This is a genomic window from Acinetobacter sp. YH12227 (genome assembly GCF_013417785.1).
In the GTDB taxonomy this organism is placed as follows: Bacteria; Pseudomonadota; Gammaproteobacteria; order Pseudomonadales; family Moraxellaceae; genus Acinetobacter; species Acinetobacter gandensis.
This window is the reverse complement of record NZ_VPDH01000116.1, coordinates 1-6,641: the sequence shown is the minus strand read 5'-3', so window position 1 is coordinate 6,641 and position 6,641 is coordinate 1. Positions and strand designations below refer to the sequence as shown.

General features: G+C 42.5%; 4 protein-coding genes. All 4 read right to left on the bottom strand.

Going from position 1 to position 6,641, the window contains the following annotated elements:
• Positions 1-153 precede the first annotated feature (153 nt).
• On the bottom strand, positions 154-441 hold the full coding sequence (locus tag FTV09_RS16625; RefSeq protein WP_078191648.1) for a chorismate mutase: 288 nt from the start codon (positions 439-441) through the stop codon (positions 154-156).
• Positions 422-1,744: a hypothetical protein gene (locus tag FTV09_RS16620; protein ID WP_180058925.1), complete on the bottom strand. Its 1,323-nt coding sequence runs from the start codon at positions 1,742-1,744 to the stop codon at positions 422-424. The genes FTV09_RS16625 and FTV09_RS16620 overlap by 20 nt, the downstream gene beginning before the upstream one ends.
• A 151-nt stretch (positions 1,745-1,895) precedes the next feature.
• Positions 1,896-3,581: a dihydroxy-acid dehydratase gene (ilvD, locus tag FTV09_RS16615; RefSeq protein ID WP_180058924.1), complete on the bottom strand. Its 1,686-nt coding sequence runs from the start codon at positions 3,579-3,581 to the stop codon at positions 1,896-1,898.
• A 689-nt stretch (positions 3,582-4,270) separates the two neighbouring features.
• The gene (gene ilvD / locus FTV09_RS16610; protein ID WP_081410317.1) at positions 4,271-6,100 is read right to left on the bottom strand and encodes a dihydroxy-acid dehydratase; all 1,830 of its coding nucleotides are present in this window, start codon (positions 6,098-6,100) and stop codon (positions 4,271-4,273) included.
• Positions 6,101-6,641 lie beyond the last annotated feature (541 nt).

Below are 6,641 nucleotides of genomic sequence, written 5' to 3'. Positions count from 1 at the left end.
TTTCATGTACTTATATTAACAATCAAAACTCAAGGAAAATAGTCCTTAGTTAAATCAAACGACACTTCATGTCGTGTCGCTTATATCTCTGACCTGAAGGACAGAGTTTTACGCTCCATTTGATAAATTTGATCTAATCTCAAAAACTAAAAATTACGGTCGAATCTCTTTCAACTCACGTTGAATAAAATGCTGAATCATATCGCGGTATAAACGTTCCACAATATCTGCATTTACACCGTGCTCTGTGGCTTGTAGACGAATTTTACTAATCACCGCTTCGACACGTTCTGGTGATTGAACATCCTGTACTGAACGCTTAAAACGCACCGCTTGATCAACATAAAACTGACGTGCAGCAATGAGCTCAATAATTCCCTGATCAATCACATCAATCTGTGCGCGGGCTTGCTCTAATGACTCAACTTTTTCTTTCTTCATCTTCTCTGGCTTCACTTTCAGCGGTGTTTTCACTTTTATACTTCTCTTCTAACACATTACTGAAAATACTTTCAATCATCCAAACGCGGTATAAGCTATTAAATACATAGCTTTGACCTGCAATACGTAATTCTAAAACAGGAAAATCGGGCTGTGACTTCATCTCACAGTGCATATCATTTTCTTTTAATTTTTCAGCAATATCCTCAGTGCTCAGTTCAGAAATCTCTAACTCATACTGTAAAGCCTGAAAATGTGCTTTGAAGGATAAATCACGCCCTTTGGTCCATACGGCTTCCAAAATACGATGCATCACATCGACACGCTGCTCTTCCGGCGCACTGTAATATAGCTGGGTCATTTGCAACGTCGCTGCCTCTGTCGGACGGCAAAATGGTGTGAATTTAACTTCAGTCCTTTTAGATAAACGCGTTGCAAGGCTCCAGTCAAACAAATCACGACCATGATATGACAATGGATACACATTTAAATGAATATTGTAATAGGCTGCCAGTTCTTCACGAATATACGCAAGCAGTAGCCATGAAATCGGATCTTCCATGGCAATATACAGGTCTAACTCAGGATCTAGCCCCTGAATTTCATTCAACTCTTCGGCATCACTAATTAAATGCTCACGCCATTCAATATGATTAATCATAAAAATTGGGTTATCGGTCAGCAGTTTTTGTTGTTTTAACCGGCGCGTTAAACGCAGTAAATCATCTACTGAATGATATTTACGTTCACCAAATTCGAAGTAACCCGACAAAATTGGCTCATCATTAAAAATACGTTCAGGGAAATTTTGGGCTTGATGATGACGGCTCGCCATGGCGTATAGTGTACGCAGTTTGCCGTACTGCTTTTGCCACAACATATGAAACACATCTTCAAGTAAATAGAGAAAATCTTGGCCGCGCAGTGGCGTGTTTTTTAGAATGGTTTCAGCCTGTTTTAGTGCTTCTTGTGGTGGCTGTTCTGGGGTGTCATGAAAACTAAATCGATGCTGACGCGATAAGATCTTGGCATCATTCAGGCAATACTGCTGCCATTCAACCGCTGACATTTGGTTGGGGGGCTCTGCTGCTTGGCTGGAAATAATCACTTTCAGCGGTTTAATCTCATCACTGAGAATTTCTTCGAGCTGTGGTAACTGCTGCGCCGCCAAATAGCTATAGACATCATCCAGTCGAAGATAAACACTTAAGCCTTGGTCCGTGGGTAACACCGCTTGTCGGGTCGGTTTCTGATAGAACCAACTCGATCGGATTGGATCGAACCAACGGCGTAACAGTGACATGCGTTTTTTGCCTCAACAATGTGGTCGTGCTAAGCCCTGTCAGCACATTTAGGGTGTTTACATCTTATTATGAAGATGTTTTGCCGCAGATATAAGTCTTGTGCAAAACTTATATCAACTCAAGGCAAAATGTTCAACGTTTAACAATGGATTAGACGTCCAGATTTAGATCAGTGACCGCACCTTTTTCTGCGCCCGTCGTGAGTTTTGCAAATTTAGCTAAAGCACCATAAGTATAGTTTGGTTTCGGTTTGACCCAAGCTGCACGGCGTTTGGAAATTTCTTCTTCAGACACCTGCCACGTCATTTCGCGGGTTTCGGCATTAATTGAAATTTGGTCACCATTTTGCACTAAACCAATCGGGCCGCCTTCATAAGCTTCCGGTGTCACATGCCCAATAACAAATCCATGACTGCCGCCAGAGAAGCGGCCATCGGTAATTAGGGCAACCGAGGCCCCTAAACCCTTGCCAATAATAGCAGAGGTCGGCTTTAGCATTTCCGGCATACCCGGGCCGCCTTTTGGCCCCACTCCTCGAATTACTACTACTTCACCTGGTTGGACTTCGCCATCTAGAATACCGCGCATTGCGCCTTGCTCACCTTCAAAGACACGCGCAGGCCCTGCAAAATGCAGCCCTTCTTTACCAGTAATTTTTGCCACAGCGCCAGTCGGTGACAAGTTGCCTTTGAGCACCACCAGATGCGAATCTTTTTTAATCGGTGCATCAAACGGCAAGATAATCTGCTGACCTTCAGGATAATCCTGCACATCTGCTAAGTTTTCCGCCAAAGTTTTACCGGTTACCGTCAAACAAGAACCATCGAGCATACCGGCATCCAGCATACGTTTCATCAATGGCTGAATCCCGCCAATCGCGATGAGTTCCGACATTAAATATTTACCGGATGGACGCACATCTGCGACCACGGGAATGTCTTTACCAATCCGTACAAAATCATCCAAAGACAGTTCAACTCCTGCTGTATGCGCCATGGCAATCAGATGCAGTACGCCATTGGTTGAACCCCCTAAAGCTATCAGCACTTTAATCGAGTTTTCAAAAGCAGCCTTGGTCATAATGTCACGTGGTTTAATATCTAAACGCAGCAAATTCATAACTGCTTCGCCTGCGCGTTGGCAATCTTCAATTTTATCTGCTGAAACTGCTTCTTGCGCCGATGAACCCGGCAAACTCATGCCTAAGGCTTCAATGGCTGAAGCCATAGAATTGGCCGTATACATACCACCACACGAGCCAGGCCCCGGCAGTGAAACTTCTTCAATCTGTTTAACTTGAATCTCGTTAATTTCACCTTTTGCATACTGCCCCACAGCTTCAAAGACTGAAATCATGTCGGTATGCCCTACACCGGGTTTGATGGTGCCGCCATAAATAAATAGTCCCGGACGATTTAAACGCGCCAAGCCCATAATACAACCGGGCATGTTCTTGTCACAGCCGCCAATGGCAATCACGCCGTCATAGGCTTGACAGCCCACAACCGTTTCAATGGAATCGGCAATAATTTCCCGCGACAGCAATGAATATTTCATGCCTTCCGTGCCGTTGGAAATGCCGTCCGAAATAGTAATAGTATTAAAAATAATGCCTTTACCGCCAGCAGCGTTGGCACCTCTTTCTGCTTCGCGCGCTAAGCCGTCAATGTGCATATTGCATGGCGTGACATTGGCCCAAGTCGATGCAATACCAATAAAGGGGCGAGTAAAATCATCATCATCAAAACCTGTTGCACGCATCATAGAACGTGCAGGGGCATTTTCAATGCCTTCATAAACAGGAGCAGAATGTTCGCGGATATTATTTTTACTCATTGTTGTTCCTTGGTGATCGCTGATTTCGTGCCTCAGCTTTGGCGGATTCTTTTAAATTGATTGTATAGAAAGCGCTCGGTATGTAAAAGAAATTACATCCCAACAAAAGAGATTTTTAGCACATGCAATACCATTCAATCACATGACAAAGCGACATGGAAGTCGCTGTTTTCCTGTATGGCAGGGATGCCATATCAGGAGAACAAAAGATTTTTGTTACTTTTGATCTTTCAAAAGTAAGGGATTGCCTACACAAAGCCATATAAATTATAGCTACTATTCGAGGCTGTCTTTTTTAGAATTTTAATGACATCAACTAATTATTAAATTTTATTTAGTTGCTTCAAGAAACATTATTTTTAATCAGATTAAGAAATATATAACTTAGAATTATTGCCCCATTATTTCATTTAAAAGCTGATTACAGCGGAGTCTTACCTCTATAAAAGCTAATTTTCGGAGCTCGTATGTTACTTTTGTTCCGGCAAAAGTAACCAAAACCATTTGTCATCCGCAAAACTCGGCAACTGTTTGCAACTAAAAAAATGATCGCAGAAACATTCACTTTTAAATTACCGTTTGCCTCAGACAGTTGCGGATGACATTTCCTCGTATCCAATGCAAGTTATGTAGATGTAAATTAAAAAAGCACCCCATTTGGAGTGCTTTTTTATTTGGAAATCTAAAATTTAGATTTCACGTACTGCACCTTTCGCTGCACTCGTGGTATGCATCGCATACGCTTTCAAAGCTTTCGAAATTTTACGTGGACGCTCTTCTACTGGGTGCCAACCTTTGGCTTCTTGCGCTGCACGGCGAGCTGCCATCGTAGCGTCATCAACAGCTAAGTTGATGGTACGGTTTGGAATATCGATTTCGATTAAATCACCATCTTCCACCAAACCAATTGCACCACCTTCTGCTGCTTCAGGTGAAACGTGACCAATTGAAAGGCCTGATGAACCGCCAGAGAAACGACCGTCAGTCAATAACGCACATTCTTTACCTAAACCTTTCGATTTTAGGTAGCTGGTTGGGTACAGCATTTCTTGCATGCCCGGACCGCCGCGTGGACCTTCATAACGAATTACAACCACATCGCCTGCTTTGATTTCGTTACCCAAAATCGATTCTACTGCTGAATCTTGGCTTTCAAACACACGTGCAGTACCGTTGAATTTCAAGATTGAATCATCTACACCCGCAGTTTTTACGATACAACCATCGAGCGCAATGTTGCCGTAAAGCACAGCTAAGCCACCGTCTTTCGAGAACGCATGTTCAGCATTACGGATCACGCCATTTTCACGGTCACCATCTAGTCGTTGGTAATAACGATCTTGTGAGAATGCAGTTTGCGTTGGTACACCGCCTGGCGCTGAACGGAAGAATTGGTATACATCTTCATTTTCAGTACGAATGATGTCCCACTTATCTAAAGAATCTTTCAGTGTTTTTTCATGTACGGTGCCCACAGATGTATCGAGTAAGCCAGCTCGATCCAATTCACCTAGAATTGACATAATGCCGCCCGCACGGTGTACATCTTCCATATGCACATCGTTTTTCGCAGGTGCAACTTTACACAGAACTGGCACTTTACGAGATAAGCGGTCAATGTCGTCCATGGTGAAATCAACGCCAGCTTCATTGGCAGCAGCCAACAAGTGAAGAACAGTATTGGTTGAACCACCCATCGCAATGTCCAAAGTCATGGCATTTTCATACGATGCTTTGGTCACCATTTCACGTGGCAATACGCTGTAATCATCTTGTTCATAGTGACGTTTAGTAATTTCTACGATTAATTGACCCGCTTTTTCAAATAGTTTTTTACGGTTGGCATGTGTTGCCAGTGTAGAACCGTTACCCGGTAAAGACAGACCCAATGCTTCTGTTAAGCAATTCATTGAGTTTGCGGTGAACATACCTGAACATGAGCCGCAAGTTGGGCATGCAGAACGTTCGTATTCAGCCACTTCTTCGTCAGTGTAGTTATCATCAGCAGCTACAATCATGGCATCAATCAAGTCGATCGCTTTGTCATTGCCGCGGATTTTAACTTTACCCGCTTCCATTGGACCGCCAGATACAAATACCACTGGAATGTTCAAGCGCATAGCCGCCATTAGCATTCCTGGGGTGATTTTGTCACAGTTAGAGATACATACCATGGCATCCGCACAGTGCGCGCTCACCATGTATTCAACTGAGTCAGCAATCAAGTCACGTGAAGGCAATGAATACAACATGCCATCATGACCCATCGCAATACCGTCATCAACCGCAATGGTATTGAATTCTTTAGCAACACCGCCTGCTTGCTCAATTTGACGCGCCACAAGCTGACCAAGGTCTTTAAGATGAACGTGACCCGGTACAAATTGGGTGAAAGAGTTCACTACGGCAATAATTGGTTTACCAAAGTCTTCATCTTTCATCCCTGTCGCACGCCATAAACCGCGTGCGCCAGCCATATTTCTTCCGTGTGTCGATGTTTTTGAGCGATAGTCAGGCATTTTATATTTCCAACAAAGTTTGAGCTTGAAATGAATCTACGCGAGTCATTCTGGCTAAATCATACTGACAATGATGTTAAATCAGTCAAATTTTAACCCTATCATACACCAAGCCATTGTTTTTAAAGATGGCCTTTTCATATTGGTAATAGGCAGAAGGGTCGATCAATTGAATTTGCTGATTTGACGACAAAAATCTTTTAACTGAAATCTACTATACCGCCATCACCGTAGAGACAATACAAAACTTTCATGAATAATTTTTAAATTTTATATAAATATAATTTATTTAAAATAAGTAAATATTGAATATTGGGTTATATAAAAGCTGATTTAAGACGCTTAATTAAGTCATTTTTTCAATAACATTTTGATCGGTTTTATTGCCTTAATTTTAAACGTTTTTAAAGAGATACGGCTTTGTTGCACAAACCTATCTGTAAAGGCTTTTTCAGCGATATAATTTTCAAATGAAGAAGCCTGCACACAAAATCTACCGCACAACCAATTGGCCCGCATATAACCGAGCACTTATGAGTCG

Coding starts and splice junctions, on each gene's coding strand:
- FTV09_RS16625 (WP_078191648.1), bottom strand. CDS start 441: ATGAAGAAAGAAAAAGTTGAGTCATTAGAGCAAGCCCGCGCACAGATT.
- FTV09_RS16620 (WP_180058925.1), bottom strand. CDS start 1,744: ATGTCACTGTTACGCCGTTGGTTCGATCCAATCCGATCGAGTTGGTTC.
- ilvD (WP_180058924.1), bottom strand. CDS start 3,581: ATGAGTAAAAATAATATCCGCGAACATTCTGCTCCTGTTTATGAAGGC.
- ilvD (WP_081410317.1), bottom strand. CDS start 6,100: ATGCCTGACTATCGCTCAAAAACATCGACACACGGAAGAAATATGGCT.